The 15,906-nt window shown below is 65.7% G+C and carries 13 protein-coding genes; 5 read left to right on the forward strand and 8 right to left on the reverse strand.

Going from position 1 to position 15,906, the window contains the following annotated elements; genetic code table 11:
- The first annotated feature begins 65 nt into the window (after positions 1–65).
- From AC0V2Y_RS18260 to AC0V2Y_RS18275, 4 genes are all read left to right on the forward strand, one after another.
- Positions 66–824: an alpha/beta fold hydrolase gene (locus AC0V2Y_RS18260; RefSeq protein ID WP_475416442.1), complete on the forward strand. Its 759-nt coding sequence runs from the start codon at positions 66–68 to the stop codon at positions 822–824.
- Positions 825–832: 8 nt separating this feature from the next.
- On the forward strand, positions 833–1,318 hold the full coding sequence (locus tag AC0V2Y_RS18265) for a dihydrofolate reductase (protein WP_475416441.1): 486 nt from the start codon (positions 833–835) through the stop codon (positions 1,316–1,318).
- A gap of 238 nt (positions 1,319–1,556) precedes the next feature.
- Positions 1,557–3,812 (forward strand): Orn/Lys/Arg family decarboxylase, encoded by a 2,256-nt coding sequence (locus AC0V2Y_RS18270; RefSeq protein ID WP_475416440.1) that lies wholly within the window; start codon positions 1,557–1,559, stop codon positions 3,810–3,812.
- Positions 3,813–4,066: 254 nt separating this feature from the next.
- Complete coding sequence (locus tag AC0V2Y_RS18275) at positions 4,067–5,455, forward strand: sigma-54-dependent transcriptional regulator (RefSeq protein WP_475416439.1); 1,389 nt, start codon at positions 4,067–4,069, stop codon at positions 5,453–5,455.
- A gap of 6 nt (positions 5,456–5,461) precedes the next feature.
- On the opposite strand, the gene AC0V2Y_RS18280 is transcribed toward AC0V2Y_RS18275, so the two are convergent.
- The 8 genes from AC0V2Y_RS18280 to AC0V2Y_RS18315 all read right to left on the reverse strand — a co-directional run bounded on the left by AC0V2Y_RS18280 (position 5,462) and on the right by AC0V2Y_RS18315 (position 13,684).
- On the reverse strand, positions 5,462–6,190 hold the full coding sequence (locus tag AC0V2Y_RS18280; protein WP_475416438.1) for an amidohydrolase family protein: 729 nt from the start codon (positions 6,188–6,190) through the stop codon (positions 5,462–5,464).
- Between the two features lie 9 nt (positions 6,191–6,199).
- Positions 6,200–6,850, reverse strand: coding sequence for a hypothetical protein (locus AC0V2Y_RS18285; protein WP_475416437.1), 651 nt, complete (start codon positions 6,848–6,850; stop codon positions 6,200–6,202).
- Positions 6,851–6,896: 46 nt separating this feature from the next.
- Positions 6,897–7,751, reverse strand: coding sequence for a hypothetical protein (locus AC0V2Y_RS18290; RefSeq protein WP_475416436.1), 855 nt, complete (start codon positions 7,749–7,751; stop codon positions 6,897–6,899).
- A complete protein-coding gene (locus AC0V2Y_RS18295) occupies positions 7,735–8,781 on the reverse strand; it encodes a PLP-dependent aminotransferase family protein (protein ID WP_475416435.1) in 1,047 nt (348 codons plus the stop codon). Before AC0V2Y_RS18295 ends, AC0V2Y_RS18290 begins: the two co-directional genes overlap by 17 nt.
- Before the next feature lie 20 nt (positions 8,782–8,801).
- On the reverse strand, positions 8,802–10,952 hold the full coding sequence (locus tag AC0V2Y_RS18300) for a hypothetical protein (RefSeq protein ID WP_475416434.1): 2,151 nt from the start codon (positions 10,950–10,952) through the stop codon (positions 8,802–8,804).
- A 10-nt stretch (positions 10,953–10,962) separates the two neighbouring features.
- Positions 10,963–12,318, reverse strand: coding sequence for a hypothetical protein (locus AC0V2Y_RS18305; RefSeq protein WP_475416433.1), 1,356 nt, complete (start codon positions 12,316–12,318; stop codon positions 10,963–10,965).
- A 4-nt stretch (positions 12,319–12,322) separates the two neighbouring features.
- Positions 12,323–13,054, reverse strand: a complete 732-nt coding sequence (locus AC0V2Y_RS18310) for a hypothetical protein (RefSeq protein WP_475416432.1) — start codon at positions 13,052–13,054, stop codon at positions 12,323–12,325.
- Positions 13,055–13,117: 63 nt separating this feature from the next.
- Positions 13,118–13,684 (reverse strand): hypothetical protein, encoded by a 567-nt coding sequence (locus tag AC0V2Y_RS18315; RefSeq protein WP_475416431.1) that lies wholly within the window; start codon positions 13,682–13,684, stop codon positions 13,118–13,120.
- 413 nt (positions 13,685–14,097) lie between these two features.
- Here AC0V2Y_RS18315 and AC0V2Y_RS18320 point away from each other — a divergent pair, with 413 nt between their 5' ends.
- A complete protein-coding gene (locus AC0V2Y_RS18320; protein WP_475416430.1) occupies positions 14,098–15,903 on the forward strand; it encodes a DUF1800 domain-containing protein in 1,806 nt (601 codons plus the stop codon).
- Positions 15,904–15,906 lie beyond the last annotated feature (3 nt).

Below are 15,906 nucleotides of genomic sequence, written 5' to 3' on the forward strand. Positions count from 1 at the left end.
GCGCAAAATGACGGATAATGCCGCTCGACGAAAATTTTCCCCCTCATGAGCGACCTGAACCCGGGATGTCCTTGAATAAGATACAACTCGACTGCATCCCCGGCACCCTGTGCGACGAACGCCTGTGGTCGCGCCTGGTGCCCGCCCTGGGCGGCGTCTTTGATCTACGGCACGTGCCCCTGCACGAGGCGCGCACGCGCGCGCAGATGCAATCGATCATCGCCAGCCACAGTGCGCCGCAAGCCCACCTGGTGGGCTTTTCGCTGGGTGCCTACCTGGCGCTCGAACACGCGCTGGCGCAGCCGCAACGCGTGCAGTCCTTGACTTTGATCGCCAATTCGGCCAAAGGTTTGCTGCCGGCGGAAATCGCAGCACGCCAGCGCATCGTCGCCATGCTCGAACGCACTGCCTATGGGGGCATCACGCGCCAGCGCCTGCGCGAATTGCTGCACCCGTCGCACCTGGACGATCCCGCCATCACCGGCCTGATCCAGCAAATGGGCCTGGACCTGGGCAAGGACGTGCTGCTGGCGCAATTTCTCACCACGATCGATCGCCCCGACCTGATGGCGCGCCTGCCGGAACTCAGCTGTCCCGTGCTGATCGTGGGTGCCGAAGACGACAAGCTCGTCCACCCCGACGATTTGCGCGCCATGGCCGCCCGCCTGCCGCAAGCCGCCCTGCACTTACTAAAAGACAACACCGGCCACATGATTCCGCTGGAAGCGCCGGGTCCGCTGGCCGACGCCATGCGTGCGCATCTGGAGGCTGCCGGCAATTTCAACGATAATGACGGGCATCGGGCCATGCCCCAACTACTTTGACAGAAGCAATGAGCCATTTGACCATCATCGTCGCCACCGACCAGCAAGGCGGCATCGGCATCAACAACACCTTGCCGTGGAAACTGCCGGAAGACCTGGCGCATTTCAAGCGCCTGACGACGGGCCACCCCATCCTCATGGGCCGCAAGACCTTCGATTCCATTGGCCGGCCGCTGCCGAACCGCCGCAACATCGTCATCACGCGCAATGCCGACTGGGGCCATGAAGGCGTGGAAGCGGTGCCGTCGGTGGAAGCGGCCATCGCCCTGCTCGATGGCGCCGAAGGCTACGTCATCGGCGGCGCCGAGATTTACCGGCAGTCGCTGGCCCTGGCGCAGCGCTTGATCATCACGGAAATCGGCCAGACCTTTGATTGCGACGCGTTTTTCCCTGCCGTTGACCATGCCGTGTGGCAAGAAACCGCGCGCGAGGCCCATGTTTCGGAGAAATCCGGCCTGCCTTACGCCTTTGTCACGCTGCAACGCAAAGCCTGATAAGGTTATATTGATAGCCAGAATGTTGCTGTAATACCCCTGTCACACCGTTGCGTCACGCTAGCGTACGCTTGTGACGCTTTCGGGTGATATTTTTTTCCCGCAGACGCCGCATTTCTGCGAGAATCCCGTTCTTATTTTTTTTCTGCGGCTGCCGGGTTGTACCACCGCCTGACCGTCGCGCCCTAGTCCGCCCCTTCACATCTGTCAGGGGCGGCTTGCTTTTTTGGAGACATGCATGAAATTTCGTTTCCCCATCGTCATCATTGACGAGGATTTCCGTTCTGAAAATACGTCCGGCCTGGGCATTCGCGCCCTTGCCGCCGCAATGGAAAAAGAAGGCATGGAAGTGCTGGGCGTGACCAGCTACGGCGATTTGTCGCAATTTGCCCAACAACAATCGCGTGCATCGGCCTTCGTGCTGTCGATCGACGATGAGGAATTCGGTGGCGGTTCCATCGAGGAAACGGACCACGCGCTCAAGTCCCTGCGCGCCTTCGTCGAGGAAATCCGCTACAAGAACGCCGACATCCCCATTTATCTGTATGGCGAAACGCGCACCTCGCGCCACATCCCCAACGACATCCTGCGCGAACTGCATGGTTTCATCCACATGTTCGAAGATACGCCGGAATTCGTCGCGCGCCACATCATCCGCGAAGCGAAATCCTACCTGGACGGCCTGTCGCCGCCGTTCTTCCGCGCGCTGGTGCACTACGCCAACGACGGTTCCTACTCGTGGCACTGCCCCGGCCACTCGGGCGGCGTGGCTTTCCTGAAGTCGCCGATCGGCCAGATGTTCCACCAGTTCTTCGGTGAAAACATGCTGCGCGCCGACGTCTGCAACGCCGTCGAGGAACTGGGCCAGCTGCTCGACCATACGGGTCCTGTCGCCGCGTCCGAGCGCAATGCGGCGCGCATCTTCAATGCCGACCATTGCTATTTTGTCACCAACGGCACGTCCACCTCGAACAAGATGGTATGGCACTCGACCGTGGCACCGGGCGACATCGTCGTCGTCGACCGCAATTGCCACAAGTCGATCTTGCACTCGATCATCATGTGCGGCGCGATTCCCGTGTTCCTGATGCCGACCCGCAATCACCTGGGCATCATCGGTCCCATTCCGCTGCATGAATTCACGCCGGAAAGCATTGCCCGCAAGATCGAAGCGAACCCGTTCGCGCGCGAAGCGAAGAACAAGAAGCCGCGCATCCTCACCATCACGCAGTCGACCTACGATGGCGTGATCTACAACGTGGAAACCCTGCGCGAAATGCTGGACGGCAAGATCGACACCCTGCACTTCGACGAAGCATGGCTGCCGCACGCCACCTTCCACGATTTCTACAAGAATATGCACGCCATCGGCAAGGACCGTCCGCGCGCCAAGGAATCGATGATCTTCTCGACCCAGTCCACGCACAAATTGCTGGCCGGCCTGTCGCAAGCCTCGCAAATCCTCGTGCGCGAATCGGACACGGTCAAGCTGGACCAGGACGCCTTCAACGAAGCTTACCTGATGCACACCTCGACTTCGCCCCAGTATTCCATCATCGCCTCGTGCGACGTGGCCGCGGCCATGATGGAAGCGCCGGGCGGCACGGCCCTGGTGGAAGAATCGATCATGGAAGCGCTCGATTTCCGCCGCGCCATGAAGAAGATCGACCAGGAATGGGGCCAGGACTGGTGGTTCCAGGTGTGGGGCCCGGCCAGCTTCAATGACGAAGGCATGGGCCGCCAGGAAGACTGGATGATACGCGCCGAGGATGACTGGCACGGCTTCGGCGACCTGGCCGCCGGCTTCAACATGCTCGACCCGATCAAGGCGACCATCGTCAACCCGGGCCTGTCGCTGGACGGCCAGTTCGGCGACACGGGCATCCCCGCGTCCATCGTCACCAAATACCTGGCCGAGCATGGCGTCATCATTGAAAAATGCGGCCTGTACTCGTTCTTCATCATGTTTACCATCGGCATCACCAAAGGCCGCTGGAATACCTTGCTGACCGCCTTGCAGCAGTTCAAGGACGACTACGACAAGAACCAGCCGATGTGGCGCATCCTGCCGGAATTCGCGGCGGCCAACCCGCGCTACGAAAAAATGGGCTTGCGCGACCTGTGCCAGCAAATCCACGATTTCTACAAGGCCTATGACGTGGCGCGTCTGACGACGGAAATGTATCTGTCGGACATGATCCCCGCCATGAAGCCGTCGGACGCGTTCGCCAAGATGGCGCACCGCGAAATCGAGCGCGTGGCCATCGACGAACTGGAAGGCCGCATCACGTCCATCCTGCTGACGCCGTATCCACCGGGCATTCCGCTCTTGATCCCGGGCGAGCGCTTCAACAAGACCATCGTCGACTACCTGCGCTTCGCGCGCGACTTCAACGAGCGCTTCCCCGGCTTCGAGACGGATGTGCATGGTCTGGTGAAACGCGAAGTCGATGGCAAGCGTGGTTACTTCGTCGACTGCGTCCGTCAGGACTAGAGCACCTAGAAAACGTCCATGGCGGCGTTGCATTGCCTCGCCGTACTATTCGTACTGTCTTCGGCAACGCGCCTTGCCCTGAACGTTTCTAGGCACTCTCGTGACGTTCATTGAACTTCATTAAAATAGCGCTGCCTGATGCGAGTCAGGCGGCGTTTTTCATTGTGCGCCTCCCGCGCACGCTTGCGCCAGATCAAACGGCTGGGGTATCGGACTCCTAAGATGGGCCACTCGCGTACTGGGATGGCCCGTCTATGACGCTCAAGGTGTGGCTGGAAATCGTGCAGCAGGCGGCGGCTGGCAGTGGCGCCTTGCTGATGGCGGCCTTGAAGCAGGCTCAGGTAACTATAGCCCGGCGGCACGATGGCGAGGAGGACGGCGCGGGCATCGTGCTGTTTGCCGAGGCCGATGCCGCGCTGCTGCAAGCACTGCCGGCGCTGTGCGGCCATGCCCGCGTGCTGGCCATTGCCGCCTGCGGCCAGTCCCCCAGCTGCGCGCAAAAGCGCGCGCTGATGGCGGCAGGCGCGCTCGATGTCCTGCTGTGGCCGGCGGGCAGCGTCGATGCGGGCCAGGTGCTGGCGCGCCTGCAGCGCTGGCAAGCCGTGGCGCAGCTGCTGGCGTCCAGCGCCGTGCGCCAGCAGCTGGTGGGCGACAGCGCAGCCTGGACCGCCTTGCTGCACCAGGTGGTGGAAATGGCCGCCTTCAGCCAGGCGTCGATGCTGATCACGGGTGAAACAGGCACGGGCAAGGATTTACTGGCGCAACTGGTCCACCGCCTCGGCAACTGCAGCGGCGGCTTCATCGTCCTCGACTGCACCACCCTGTCGCCGGAACTGGCTGGCAGCGAACTGTTCGGCCATGAACGGGGCGCCTTTACGGGCGCGGCGGCCGCGCGCGACGGCGCTTTTGCCCTGGCGGACGGCGGCGTGCTCTTCCTCGACGAAGTGGGCGAACTGCCGCTGCCGCTGCAGGCACAGCTGCTGCGCGCCATCCAGGAGCGCAAATACAAGCGCGTGGGCGGCAATACCTGGCAGCCGACGCAATTCAGGCTGGTGTGCGCCACCAACCGCGAACTGGAAGACGAAGTGGCGCGCGGCGCCTTCCGCGCCGACCTGTATTACCGCATCGCCGGCTGGCGTTGCCGGACGCCGCCCCTGCGCGAGCGCCAGGACGATATCCTGCCGCTGGCCCGGTATTTTCTCGCCGAACTGGCCCAACAACAGCCGCCCGCGCTCGACGCGGCCGTGCGCGAATACCTGCTGCTGCGCGACTATCCGGGCAATGTGCGCGAACTGCGCCAGACCGTCACGCGCATCTGGCACCGCCATTGCGGCCCCGGCCCCATCACCATCGGCGCCCTGCCCCCCGACGAACGGCTGCTGGCGCCGCGCTGGCCCGACCAGCATTTCGAAGCGGCCGTGCGGCGCGCCCTGGCCCAGGGTTGCAAGCTGTCGCACATCACGCGCTGCGCCACCGACGTGGCCATCCGCCTGGTGCTGGCCGAGGAACACGGCAACAACCAGCGCGCCGCCGCCCGCCTGGGCGTGACGGACCGCGCCCTGCAGATACGCCGCAAGGCGGCCGCCTGCGCGGCGCAAGCCGCTACTGCCGTAGCACCGCCGGCCACGCCTGCCGCCCTGTGATCTGCCTCAAGCCAGACCGGCCAGCCGCAAAAAATTGCCGCCCGTGACCAGCGCCGCATCCAGCGGCGGCAGTCCCAGCAGCTGTATCTTGTGCAATTCCAGCCCCGGATGCAGCCAGGGGCCATCCGAGCCGAACAAGACCTTGTGCGGTCCGGCGCGGCGCACGGCCTGCTCCAGCAAATCAAAGCGGCGCACGCCGGAGCTGTCCGTATGGATGTTGCGGTGGCGTACCAGATGGTCGATCAGCGCCAGCTGGGCCGCCCAGTCGTCGCCGAAGCTGCCCAGGTGGGGCAGGATGAAGTTGACGTCAGGATACTGCTGCGCCAGCAGTTCGGCCACGGCCACTTCGCCGGCCGGGTCGTACAGCACGGGCAAGCCGAAGAAACGCGCCGCGTCGCACACTTCGCCGCTGATGCGCGCGTCAAACCGGTGCGCCTTGATGCCGACAAAGCCGTAGCGCTCGACAGCCGTGCGCACCAGGTCCATGATGCGGCCCCGGTCGCGCCGCGCATGCACGAAGGCAAAGCCATAAAAACGCTGCGGATCGGAGGCGACCAGGCGCGCCACGCCGTGGTTGGCGATGGCGTAATCGGAGTGGAAGGTCGCGAACAGCGCGCTGCGGGCGATGCCGGCCGCCTGAGCCCGGCGCAGATAGGCGTGCAGCGGCGCATCGCTGTCCCACGGCCCGCTCAAGCCGTCGCCGGGTCCCGCATGGCAATGACAATCGATGATCATCTAGTCGCGCTATTGCCAGTCGCCCATGACGACGATGCGGTTGCCGCGCCGGCGCCAGCGCCCGCTCTCCTCTTCCTGCTGCGGCGCAGGCGAGCGGAAATGCGGCAATTGCTGGTGCAGGGCCCGCGTCAGCGCGCTTTCCACGGCGCGTGCGCTGCCATCGCCGTCGGCCGCCAGGCGCGCCGCCTGCCCCGCGATGCGCACGAAGCGGCGCGCCAGCTCCAGTTCGCGGTCGGCCGGCGCCTCGGCTTCCATTTCCAGCTCCAGCGCATTGCTGGCCGCGCGCCCCAGGGCCGAGCCGAGCGCCGTGCCCACGCCCGGTATCGGGATCATCGAACCGAGGGCGCCGCCGACAAAGGGCAAGGCCGTCTTGGCCACGGCCTTCAAGGCGCCGCCCAGGGGCTTGGCCACCTTGGCGATAGTCGAGCCGACCTTCTTGACGCCCTTCCACACGCTCTTGAAGATATTGCCGAGAAACTGCTCCAGCTCCTCCTCGCTGGCCACTTCCAGCAATTCCATGGCCAGCTGCAATTCTTCCTCTTCGCTGAAAACGGCCGGCGCCGCGCCCTTGCCGGGCCAGTCCGGGCCGAATTCCAGCACTTCAAACGCGGCGCCGGCCCGTTGCCGGCATTGCGCGCATGCGCATTCGAGTTGGTGCATGATGCTCTCCTTCGCAATGGTCAAGGCGTGGCCGTCAGGCCCACATTCAGCTCCACATTTCACCGAGTACGGCCAGTTCCAGTTCGCGCCGCTGGTTGGTCAGCACGCCGCGCTGGTTGGCAAACATGTCGTCGTGGATGCGCTGCTCGATGCGGCGCCGCTGCGCCGCCGAGGACAGGGGCGCGACGTACACCTGATGCCCGCTCACGTCCACGCCCATCATCTGGCCGCACAGCCGGTGCTGCAGCAGGCGCCGGTGCAGATCGTCCGTCTGGCCGCTGTAGGCGCGGCGCCGCCCGCCCGCATCGAACTCGATCACATACAGGCCCGGCCCCCGGCCATTCGGGTCGCGCAGGGCATTGGCCAGCGTCCCCAGCGCCAGGTAATTCAGGGCGGCCGCTTCCGGCACCCGGCCCATGGTGCCGGCCAGGGTGGGCGGGATCTCGCCCTGCTGCTGGCCGTCGTCCTGCCCTTGGTCCTGCCCTTGGTCCTGGTCAGGTTCCGGCTCCTGCTGGTCTCCAAACGCGGGTTCCGCCACGGGATAGGGTGCCGGATAAAGCGTGGGATAGATGGGCGCATAGCCGCCCCAGCCCCGGTAGCGCGGCGGCAGGTAGGGCAAGGGCTGGGCCGCATAGCGGGGCGGCCGGCGGCCCGGCGCCTGGTAGCGCGGCGGCGCGGGACGGCGCTGTCCGCGCAAGGGCGGCCGTGCGCGCAGCCCTCCGCCGCGCATGGCGCCGCGAGCGCCACCGGGGCGCGGGCGTTCGCCCTCCCATTCGGCCTCGGCTTCGTCCTCCCCTTGCCACTCCTGCGACCATTCCTGCGACCACTCCCCCAGCCACTCCTGCTCGCCGGCAGCTGCTGGCTGCCTCGCAAAGGGCAGCATTTCAAACGCTTCGTTCATATCGCCTCCTCGTGTGATGTTCAAGCAAATCCATCGCCTGCTCCAGTTGCCGGGGCGTCTGGTCGGCCCGCAGCAGAAAAGTCAGCGCGCCGCAACCGTCCCCCGCTTGCGCCAGCGCCAGCACGCCCGCTGCGCGCAAGGCTGGCTGCAAATGGGCGCGCCCGGGCAGGCGCTGCACGGGAAAGCTGCCGCCCCGGCAGACGATGCCGGCCGCAGCCATCCCCCTCCTCCATTGCGCCACCCTGTCCCCCAGCCTCGCGCGCAGCGCGTCGCCATGGCGCGCATTGAGCGCCATGGCCCGCCGCGCGGCGGCCAGCACGGCGGCCGACGGCGGGCTGGCATGCACCCGCGTCTGGCTGTGCGCCGCGAAGCGCCGCAACAGGCCGCCACTGCCCGCCAGCACGGCCAGCGGCACGCCAAAGCCCTTGGCCAGCGAGGCGCCGACGATCAGGTGGCCACCCGCCTTGTCGTAAGCGCCCCGCAAGCCGTGCAGCCGCGCCGAACCGCCGCCGTGCGCGCCCGCCACGCCCAGCACCTGCGTGTCGTCCAGCAGCAGGTAACCGTCCCCCTGGCGCGCCAGGGCCGCATAGCCGGCCAGCGGCAAGGCCTGTTCGCTGCCCGGCACATAGCCATCGGCCAGGATCAGGGGCCGCCACCCCTGCTTGCCCCAGGCCGCCACCAGGCGCCGTAGCGCGTCCATCTCGCCACTGGGAAACATGCGCAGCGGCAAACCCAGCGCCTGCGCCCGCTCCGCGCCCCAGCGCGCGATGGCGTAGCTGCCGCCATCGACGAGGATCACCAGCCGCTCGGCCGCCAGCATGCCGAACAGGTCCCAGAACAGGTGCAAGGTCGACGGCAGCACGCAGGCGGCCTCGCAGCCTTGCAGCGCAGCCAGGGCCGCGGCCAGCGCTTGCGCGCCCGGCGGCTCCCGCAGCGCGGCCGGCTGGCCCAGGGTCAGGCTGCTCCACGGCGCCAGCGAGGCCGCCGGATGACGCATGCCCAGGTACAGGGCACTGGTAAAGTCGAGCATGCACGCGCCCCGCCCCCGCCCTAGACGCTGCGCAGCTGCTGGCTCAGGCGCTGGCGCAGCAACACCGAAGGCATCGTCGATTCGACCACCGGGTCGCTGCTGTCGACGGACAAATCGACCCCGGTGGCGGCGCGGTAGCCATGGATATAGCCCTGCACTTGCGGCCGCCAGAAGCGCGCCCAGTTGAATGCCTGCGTGGGTTCATAGATATCGCTCCAGTTGCCGTAGCGCACAGACAGCAGCAATTGCTCGCCGAAGATGGCCAGGTTACGGAAATGCATGACGCTCGTGTCCGTCCAGCCCTGCAGTTTCTTCATGGCGTCGACCCGGTCCATCCACGGTTCCGGATACGCGACCATCACGCGCGTAGGCAAGAATTCACGGAACTCGGGGCGCGCCAGCATCCATTGCTGCATCAGCATCTCGATGCGCGCCGTCGACGGCAAATCGCCGAACTGGTTGTGCGCGCCCTGCGACAGGATCAGGTGGATTTCCTTCAATGCATTGAGCACGGGGAAGGCGTCCGCCTTCACGGTGGTGTCGTCATCCTGCTTGTAGAACGAGGTCAGCAGGCGCAGCAAGTGGTGGAAAGCCTCCAGGAATTTGGAGCGGCTGTCGGCTGGCCGGAAGTGCTGCACTGCCTTGCCGTCCAGGCGCACACCGTAGTGATGGTCATACTCATAGTTCCGGCGCATCACGGTCAGCCGATGCTGTTCATCCTGCGTGTATCCCCACAGTAAATTATTCAACGGACGCAGCATGTCGATTTCCGTGTTCGACAAAGGATCGAGATGGTTGCCGGGCGAGCGCAGGTTCTGGAAGCGCTGCGCGATGGCGTTCATGGTCTGCACCAGCATGCCCTCTTCGTGCCAGTACGACCAGATCAGTTCCAGCAGGCAAGGATTGGCCAGCTTTTCCTGGATGATGCCAAAGCACAGGTCGACTTCGCCTTCCTGGCCTCGCGGGATGCTGATGGGGATATCGGGCAGCTTGCGGCGGATCACGGCCAGGTAGGGCAAGGTCTGGAAGCCGTCGATGTTTTCCAGGTAATCGTTGCGCAGCACGGTTTCCAGGTCGCGTCCTTGCGGTATGTCGCGCCGGTCCAGGTAGGCGTTGTCCTCGGCCGGATTGAAGGCCAGCGGCTGGTTCAGCACGCCGCAATTGACCATCACGAACGCTTCCGTCGCCACTTTCAGCACGCGGTAGGAATCGGCATCGGAAAACGGCAGCGCGCGGCGCTGCTTGAGCTGCTGGAACATGTCGGCCTTTTTCACGAAGCGCTCCTGCTCGAAGCCCCGTACACTGGCCAGGTCGCCGCAAAACAGACTGTCCATGAAATGCAGATAATTGGTAAACGACATCGCCTCGGTACTGTTGCGTATCAAGGTCCACAGCGGCAAGTCTTCCGTCGGCTCCGTTTCCGTGCGCGTCAGCGATACGCCCACGTTGCCGGTGATGGGCTGCGGCTGGCGCTCTTCCGTCTCGTATTCCGCGTCCACGGCCAGCATGGCGTTCGGGCTCAGCCCTTCCGGCACGGGCAAGGCGCTGCGCAGTTCGGGGCGCTGCGCCAGCATCATCTGTCCCATGAAGCGGTGCATGCCGGCGCGCCGCACGGGCGTGGAAAACGCATTCGCCGTACCGCGCATGGGCACCCACGGCGCGGCGGCCAGCACTTGCACCTGGTCGCGCCCGTCGGCGCTCTGATCGCCGTCAAACGAGACGGTGGCGATGGCGCGGTCGCCGACCCTACCGAACTGACAGTCGCTGGGATGGCAGTCGGCCGTTTCAAACGCCAGCGCCACCTGCGGATTGAGCTGGGGCTTGAAGCACAGCACGGCGCTGCAGCCGGCCTGCACCGTCACGCACTGGGGCGCCGTGGCGGGGAAATTGCCATACACCCCCACGTAACTGCCCGTCATCAAGTCGGCAAACACGGTGCTGCCACGCCCATCCGTCCAGCGCACGCCCACCAGCATGGCGGGATCGGGCACCCAGGTGGCGGCATTGAACAGATGGCAATCCGCCTCGGCCCCCCGGTACAGGCTGATGGCGGCATTGACGACCATGGCTCCGCTTTCCTGCTCGTGTACGGTGACAGCGATGCTGCCGCCCTGGTGTTTCGGGCCCGCCTGGCCCACCCCTCTGCTTTTGCTGCTCATCTTGCTGCTCATGTCATTCTCCTCAATGGATAATCAAACGGGATGCCAGGGGCGGCAGCGGCCTGCCGGACTGGCGGCCATGCCGCACGACGTCGGCGCACAGCTCCGACGTGTCCAGGGTGCTGCGCAGGGCCCAATGGGTCAGCAAACGCCCCAGCAGCTCGCTTTCGTCTTCCGGACTCAGGATGCCGCTGGCTCGCGCCTGGCCCAGCACGGCGAACACCAGGGTCGGCGCGGCCTGGTACATCTGCGCCGGCGCCAGGGTCCAGCTGCGAAACAGCTGCGCCAGCATGGCCGGCTGGCGTGTGTGCACGGCCATGGCTTCGACCAGCGAGCCGCCGCGCAAGGCGGGCGGCCGGTGCTGCACCAGCAAGCCCACCAGGGCCGCCATGCTGGCCTGCAGCTGTTCCAGCAGCCGCTGCCGGGCTGGCGGCAGGCCCGTCAGCGGGTAGTACGACAGCCACAGCTGCTCCAGCCGGTCCCATTGCGGATGCGGATACAAGGCCCGCCCCATGGCGCAGCTCAGGCGCACCCGCAGCCATGGCACCGGATGGGGATCGTCGATATTGAGGCGGAAGACAAACACGCGTGGCAGGCTGACCACGCCGATCAGGCCCAGGGTGGCGGCCACGCCGACCCGCGCCAGGGACCAGAAATCGGCCACGATCTCGGAAATCCACCGTTCCCACAGCTGCCACACGTGCACCAGACCGCTGCCGCCATGCTGCATGGCTTGCAGCACGGGCCGCAAGGACGCCACCAGGTCCAGCAGCGCGGCGCCCTGGTGGCCCACCTCGTGCACCAGCGACGAGGCGATGCTGCTGCCGATCATGCGTTCGCGCGGCAGGCGGATGATGGCGACGGGATTGTCGCCGCCGCCCGGCAGGCGCGTGCGCGCGCGGCGGATGGCCGCGCCCGGCCCCCGGTCCAGGTAGCAGATCACGGGCGGCGCCTGGTACACATTGCCGGGCAGCGCCAGCGCGTCGGCGGCAACGATGTCGAGCCCGGCCAGCCAGACGCCCGTCTTGTGCTCGCTGCGCTGCGTGATGACCTCGTTGAACAGGTCGAACTGGGTCAGCGCGGCATTGAATTTCAGGCGCAGGAAGGTGAAGCGGCGCTGCGCCTCAGCGGCGGTGGCCATGCTGGCCCCATCGGCGTGCTCGCGCCGCAGCCAGCGCTGGAACTGGGCCACCATGCGCCGCAATGCGCGCCGTCCCTGCACCAGCTGGCTTTCGATGGCCGACTGGGCGCTGGGCATCAGGGCGGCCGCCAGCACCGTCGGCTCGATCAGCGCGAACGGCTCCAGCCGCGCCAGCCGCGTCAGCAGCGAGCGCGCCTCCTGCGCCAGCATCCAGGCAGCATAAGCGCCGATGGCCATGATGTCAGACGCCGTACAGGACGATTTTGTGGCCCTGGCGCGCCCAGCGCCCGCTGGACGGGCGCATGCCCGCCGAGCCCCTTGCCGCGCCACCCTGCGCCATGGCGCCGCCCGCAGCGGCGCCGCTGCCGTTCTGCGTGGCGACCTGGCTGCCGGGGCGTCCCAGCAAGCCAGGCGCGAACTGGCGCGCCGCCGCGCTGGCGGCCGCCTGGGCGATGGCGCGCGGGTCGCCCGAGCCGCGTGCCTGCGCGGCGCGGTTGACGGTGTCGGCGGCCAGGCGCACGAACTGCTTGGCGCCCTCGAATTCGCGGTCTTCGTTCGATGAGGCTTCCGCTTCCAGCCCCAGCGCATTGCCAGCCGCCGAGGCCAGGCCGCTGCCGATCTTGGCCCCCAGCGGGCCGCCGAAATAGCCGCCGATGGCGCCGCCGGCCAGGGGAATCGCTTTTTTCGCCACGCCCTTGAGCACGCCGCCGACGGCCTGGCCCACGGGCGACTTGATGATGCCGCCCGCCACCGAGGCGGCCTTGCGCAGGAAATTGCCAAGAAACTGTTCCAGTTCGGCTTCATTGCTGACCGACAGCAGTTCATTGGCAAGTTCCATCTCCTCGGCTTCGGAAAACATGGCGTTCGCGCCGCCCTCGCCGCTCCACTCGCCCTGGCCAAACTCGAACTGTTCCGCTTCAAAGCCGGACATCTCCTGGCCGTATTCCAGGGTCGTACGATCTAAGTCATGCATGATGAGCTCCTAAAAGTTAGCACCTCGGTTGACACTACAGTGCCGGACGAACTGGCCGTCCGGCTAACAATCGAGCACGACGATGTGCCCGCCCTCGCGGCGCCAGCGGCCACCGGCCCGTCCTGGCGTTTGTGCCGCCTGCCTGAGCAAGCCTGGCGCCACGGTACGTGCCACTTGCAACAGGGCCGTTTCCACCTGCGCCCTGGGCGCGCGCGCGCCCGTGCCGGCATCCTGCGCCAGCGCCGTATTGACGGCGTCGATCAGATGCACGACCTGGCGCGCCAGTTCGAATTCCTTGTCTTCCGGGCTCAATCCTTCCAATTCCATGCCGAAGATGCCTGCGGCGCGCCGCTTGAGCGCCTGCGGCGAACCGCCATGCAAGGGCAGCAGGGGCGCCACCACCTTGCCCAGCAACTGGCGCAACGGCCCTTCCAGCGGCGTGCCGCGCACCTGCTGGCCCGCCGCGGTGGCGTCCAGCTGGTGCCCCAGGAAAGCATCGAACTGGGATGGCGCCTGCAACTCCAGCAATTGCGCCGCCAAGGCCAGCTCATCTTCCTGCTGCAGCGGCAGCATGCCGGGCGCCTCAGGCAATTCCATTTCGGGACGATAGGCGAGCAGACGGCTGGTCATGGCAAGCTCCGGTGAAAGACGGGCGGGGTGGCCCATGCCTCCCTGACGCAAGGGCCATGCCAGCCGGGCGCGGGAGAAGAACGGGACGCGACGGCGAACGCCGTTTCGCCGATGCGATAAAAACCATGGTTTCCGGCGAAGCGAGTTTCGTTGTCAAGATGAGCTTTCAAACAAGCTTAATTGGCAGGAATGATTACGTCGCCTATCCGCCACAATGCCCGCGAACGGCAAAAAATATTTTCTATTTTTAAAAAATAAAGTTCGCGCTACCGCTTCGAAAACAATCTCAACACCATGCCAACGGCCGGCAAAAATAAACGTGGCCAACACGTAAATACTTAATTGAAAACAGGATTTTGGTAGTTAAGCCCTACAATTAAGCGGCTAGAATTTGATTGCTTGAAAGAAACTAAATGACTGACTCTACTTTGCGCCGTTTGCTGGCCGTCACTTTGTTCAGCCTGCTTTCCGCCTGCGGCGGTGGCGGCGACAGCAAGACCGGCTCCACCCAGAGCCCGGACATCTCGGTCGTGCCGCCAGCGACCACCGCCCCCGGCGATCCGGCAGCTCCCGGCAGCACGCCCGGCGACACCATCGCGCCGCCGCCCCTGACCACGCCCCCGGCCGGCCAGGCGGCCACCACCTTCACGCGCCAGCAGGCATCGCGCTACCTGGGCCGCGCCACGTTCGGACCGGACATGGCCGCCATCGAGGCGCTCGCCGCCAGCGACAGCGACGCCTGGTTCCGCGCACAGTTTTCCAAGCCACAAACCTTGCATCGGAAATATATCGACGCCATGCTGGCGGCGCAGGCTGCCGGCGGGGAACGCACCAGTTTAAGGACGTTCTATGAAACGTTCTGGCAACAAGGCATCCGCGGCGAGGACCAATTGCGCCAGCGGATGGCCTTTGCCCTGTCCGAAATCTTCGTCATTTCCATGCAAAACGAGTCCGTGCAGCCGCAGCTGCGTGGCGTGGCCAGCTACTACGACATGCTGGGCCAGCATGCTTTTGGCAACTTCCGCGACCTGCTGGAAGGCGTGGCCCTGCATCCGATGATGGGACTGTACCTGTCCCACCTGCGCAACCAGAAGGAATCGGCCACGCGCACACCCGATGAAAACTTCGCCCGCGAAGTGATGCAGCTGTTTAGCATCGGCCTGTACCAGCTGAATGCGGATGGCAGCCTGAAACTGTCCGGTGGCAAGCCCATCGACACCTACACGCGCGACGACGTGGCGGGCCTGGCGCGCGTCTTTACGGGTTGGAGCTGGGCCGGTCCGGACCAGAGCGCCACACGCTTCTATGGCGGTACGGCCGATCCCGACCGCGACTGGAAGCCGATGCAGAACTACGCGGCCTTCCATTCCAGCGGCGACAAGCGTTTCCTGGGCCAGAGCATCTCCGGCGCCAGCAGCGGGCAGGCCGACCTGAAGCTGGCGCTCGACACGCTGTTCAACCATCCCAATGCGGGACCGTTCTTTGGCCGCCAGCTGATCCAGCGCCTGGTCAGCAGCAATCCCAGCCCAGCCTACGTGGGCCGTGTGGCCGCCGCGTTTGCCAACAATGGCAGCGGGGTGCGCGGCGACATGCAAGCCGTCATCCGCGCCGTGCTGCTCGATCCGGAGGCGCTGGCCGCAAGCGGCACCACTTTGCGCACCGGCAAGCTGCGTGAGCCACTGCTGCGCCTGGCCGGCTGGATGCGCGCCTTCGATGCAAAAGCGACCAGCGGGCGCTACCGCATCTATTATCTGGACGACCCACTGAGCGGTCTGGGCCAGAACCCCTTGAATCCGCCGTCCGTGTTCAATTTTTTCCGCCCCGCCTATACGCCGCCCAATTCCGCCCTGGCCAGCGCTGGCCTGGTGGCGCCGGAACTGCAAATCACGGCGGAACCATCGGTGACCGGCTATCTGAACTTCATGCAGGAAGCCATCAATAGCGGTGTCGGCGATGGCCGTGAAGTCAAGCCCGACTACACGCGCGAACTGGCACTGGCCGCCGACACGGGCGCCCTGCTCGACCGCATCGATCTGCTCCTGATGCATGGCAGCATGCCCGCCAGGCTGCGCGGGCAAATCCTGACGGCCGTCAATGGCATCAGCATCCCCGCAGCCACGGCCAGCAATGCCGCGCAGGTCGCCACGGCCCAGGCCAACCGCGTCAAGCTGGCCATTTTCCTGACCATGGCCTCGCCGGCCTACCTGGTACAAAAATAAGAG

This window comes from Janthinobacterium sp. BHSEK (assembly GCF_056174685.1).

Coding starts and splice junctions, on each gene's coding strand:
- AC0V2Y_RS18265 (WP_475416441.1), top strand. CDS start 833: ATGAGCCATTTGACCATCATCGTCGCCACCGACCAGCAAGGCGGCATC.
- AC0V2Y_RS18290 (WP_475416436.1), bottom strand. CDS start 7,751: ATGAACGAAGCGTTTGAAATGCTGCCCTTTGCGAGGCAGCCAGCAGCT.
- AC0V2Y_RS18270 (WP_475416440.1), top strand. CDS start 1,557: ATGAAATTTCGTTTCCCCATCGTCATCATTGACGAGGATTTCCGTTCT.
- AC0V2Y_RS18285 (WP_475416437.1), bottom strand. CDS start 6,850: ATGCACCAACTCGAATGCGCATGCGCGCAATGCCGGCAACGGGCCGGC.
- AC0V2Y_RS18295 (WP_475416435.1), bottom strand. CDS start 8,781: ATGCTCGACTTTACCAGTGCCCTGTACCTGGGCATGCGTCATCCGGCG.
- AC0V2Y_RS18310 (WP_475416432.1), bottom strand. CDS start 13,054: ATGCATGACTTAGATCGTACGACCCTGGAATACGGCCAGGAGATGTCC.
- AC0V2Y_RS18280 (WP_475416438.1), bottom strand. CDS start 6,190: ATGATCATCGATTGTCATTGCCATGCGGGACCCGGCGACGGCTTGAGC.
- AC0V2Y_RS18260 (WP_475416442.1), top strand. CDS start 66: ATGTCCTTGAATAAGATACAACTCGACTGCATCCCCGGCACCCTGTGC.
- AC0V2Y_RS18315 (WP_475416431.1), bottom strand. CDS start 13,684: ATGACCAGCCGTCTGCTCGCCTATCGTCCCGAAATGGAATTGCCTGAG.
- AC0V2Y_RS18275 (WP_475416439.1), top strand. CDS start 4,067: ATGACGCTCAAGGTGTGGCTGGAAATCGTGCAGCAGGCGGCGGCTGGC.
- AC0V2Y_RS18320 (WP_475416430.1), top strand. CDS start 14,098: ATGACTGACTCTACTTTGCGCCGTTTGCTGGCCGTCACTTTGTTCAGC.
- AC0V2Y_RS18305 (WP_475416433.1), bottom strand. CDS start 12,318: ATGGCCATCGGCGCTTATGCTGCCTGGATGCTGGCGCAGGAGGCGCGC.
- AC0V2Y_RS18300 (WP_475416434.1), bottom strand. CDS start 10,952: ATGAGCAGCAAGATGAGCAGCAAAAGCAGAGGGGTGGGCCAGGCGGGC.